At 61.4% G+C, this 2788-nt stretch carries 2 protein-coding genes and 1 pseudogene; all 3 read right to left on the bottom strand.

Annotation, left to right across the window (positions count from 1 at the left end; genetic code table 11):
- A pseudogene (locus IIY41_RS05765) lies at positions 1–330 on the bottom strand (hypothetical protein); the annotation flags it as partial.
- A 21-nt stretch (positions 331–351) separates the two neighbouring features.
- A complete protein-coding gene (locus IIY41_RS05770) occupies positions 352–1119 on the bottom strand; it encodes a hypothetical protein (RefSeq protein ID WP_287400118.1) in 768 nt (255 codons plus the stop codon).
- A gap of 88 nt (positions 1120–1207) precedes the next feature.
- On the bottom strand, positions 1208–2473 hold the full coding sequence (locus IIY41_RS05775; protein WP_287400119.1) for a hypothetical protein: 1266 nt from the start codon (positions 2471–2473) through the stop codon (positions 1208–1210).
- Between the last annotated feature and the right edge of the window lie 315 nt (positions 2474–2788).

Below are 2788 nucleotides of genomic sequence, written 5' to 3' on the forward strand. Positions count from 1 at the left end.
TATTGGCTGGCGTCCTCCGGATGCCTTTGCGCGTGCCTTGTCTGAGCATCCCGCCGCCTGAGTGTGATACGACAAGATATCCTGCGTTTCTTTCTGTTTTTTCTTCATTTTTACTGTCCACGAAACCGGGAAGGGCACAGTCTGCTTCCGTACAAAATATTCATTTCGCTCCCCGCAGGAATACACCTCCCACAAGCCCGCTTCCTCGTTGAAAAAATAGCCTCTCGTAAAAGAGCCTGGGATTCTTTTTCCCAGCACAATATCTACTCCGTTCCGTTCCAACACCGGGGCCATTTTTTCCATTTCTTTAAACATTTCTTCCTTTGTCATGTTTGTAAGCCTCCTTACCACTTATTTCGTATAAAGAATTCCCAGATCTTCCATCTGCTGTGCGCTCAGCGGCATCGTCCACTGGTCCGCGCCGCCGTCCGAGCCGAACGCCGCCGCCACGGTCCCCGTCACACCGTACGGCGCGCTGAAATCCGCCCCTATCTTTTCCTGCACCGTGCGAAGATAGTTTTCATATGCTTTTGTCAGGCGTATGCATTCAGCTTCCCCCACTGGCGCAAGCCCCTCGCTCGCAAGCAGCCCGTTCAGCCCGTTCCAGTCCTGTTGGCGCACGGCCTCTATTTTCGCAAGGTATGTATCCCCGTTGAAGCTCCACGCGTGGTATGCCGCGCTGTTCTCCAGATACGGCAGCGAGCGCTGCAAAAACGTATACGCGCCCGCCTCCGGAATGGAGCAGAAATTGTTGCCGCCCGCATGCCCGTACCGGTCCATCTGCGCGGGCAGCGCCGTGCCCTCGCCAATGGCCGTGTAGCCCGGGTTGAAGCCCAGTTCATCCGGCCAGTCGAACTCAAATTTCCCGTTTTCAAGAATCTCTTTAATATCCGCCGCGCTGCGCGGCACCAGGATATCCGTTTTGTCCTTCGTCCGCTCGTACGCCTGCTGAATGTACTGCACGCGCTGCTCCACACTCAGCTCCGGGTTTTCAAGCACCGTCTGCATGAAGCGGTTCAGGTCCGTCCAGTTCTCATAGCCTGGGGCCAAAAGGCTTTCGTCAATTTCATCATACACAGTTTCCCCGGCGTTTTCAAGCTCCGGCGCATTCGGCTGCATTTGTTCATCCGGCCGGGTTGGCGCGTCCGGCTGCCCCTGTTCATCCTCCGGCAGCTCGCCGTTTTCGTCCCACAGGCGCTCGTCGGGCTTAAATCGCCCTCCGTTTCGCCTGCGGCGAAACCGCGCGGCCGGTCATCGGCCCCGCCGGGGCCGACATTTTGCCGCTCCCGTCACGGCTGCGCCGCGCCGGGGCCCCAACGGCAAAACCCCAGCCCATGGATTCCCTTATCGCGTCGTAATTCTCGCTTATCTCCCGCGGGCTCATCGCCTGCACCTCGCCGCGCGTAAAAATCTCTCCCGCCTTGCTTCGGAAATACTCTTCCAGCTGCTGCCCGCCAATGCGCTTTACCACCTCGCCCAGGCCGTAAAGGAACGCCTCGTCCTCGCCTGCGCCGTTTTCCCGCGCCTGCTGCGCCGCATTCTCCATCGTGGAAAGAAAATCCATCGCCGTCCCCGCGCCCGGCACACCCAGAATCCGCGCCGCCCCGCTCAAAAGCCCTTGTCCGGCCGAATCCGCCCTTTCTCCCAGCCAGCCCAGCAGGCCGTCCGGGTCTCCGTAGCGCCCGTCTATCCCTTCGGCATAGTCCCGCATCGCATCGCCGCGCAGCCCCTGCGCCGCCTGCGGCAGCGCCTGCGTGACAGCCGTATTAGCTTTTTCCGTCTCCTGCGCATGCGTCTCCCACGGCCCTCCCAAAAAGGCGAACTGCTGCGCCGCAAGCTGGTCCTGCTGAAGCTCGCCTGCGGCGCCCGCCCGGCCCCACGTGACCATGCCGTTCCACAGCGTTTCCGCCTGCTTGCCCGCGCCGCCCGCATACTTTTCCGCCAGATATCCGGCCGGCCGGAACAGGTTGTCGTCCAGCCATCTCAGGGCCTTGTCTCCCCACGATTGCTCCGCGTGCTCATCCCCGGCCCACAGGCCGCCTCCACCGCCTGCAAAGCCGCCGTCCACGCCCGTACCCGGTGCGGGAGCATCGCCCCGTCCCGTGCCCGCACCCGGCGAAAAACCGCCGCCTCCACCGCCGCGCTGCGCCATGATCAGTTCCACCAGGTTGGACGGTCCGCCCTGCTCCGGCGCGCTTGTGTACGACGCGCCCGAAGGAGTCTTCCAGTCCAGCTTTTCAACCCAGTTGGCCGCGCCGCTGTTTTTTCCGGCCCACCCCACATACGGCAGTGCGGAGCGCTGCATTTGCAGCAGCTGAACCTGCGGGGGCCGCGCCGGGTCCGGCCGGTACGGCAGCCGCTGAACCCGCGGGGGCTGTTCCGGGTCTGGCAACGACGGCTCCCAGCCCGGCCCGGCGGCGGGCAGCGTATATTTCCCCGCCGCGTCTGTTTTCTTTTGTTTTTTCTTTTTCATTTTTTCCTCCTTTTTTAACAATGGGAAGCTTGCTGCGGCAGCGCCCGCCGCGAATCTCTTCGCGCAGGCAGAACCGGCAGCCTTTTTAACAACGGGGAGTCTGTTGTGCCAGCCGCCGTGAATCTCTTCGCGCAGCCGAAACCGGCAGCCTTTTTAACAACGGGAAGTCTGCTGCGCCGGCCGCCGCCGTGAATCGCTTCATGCAGGCAGAACCGGCAGCGCCACCGGGGCGGCACTAAATAATAAAATCAAAACTCCTTTGCTCACTCTCTGCCGGCGGAAGAGGAAGAACAGGAACGGAGTATTTTTCTGTGA

The organism is Ruthenibacterium sp., assembly GCF_017421385.1.
In the GTDB taxonomy this organism is placed as follows: domain Bacteria; phylum Bacillota; class Clostridia; order Oscillospirales; family Ruminococcaceae; genus Ruthenibacterium; species Ruthenibacterium lactatiformans.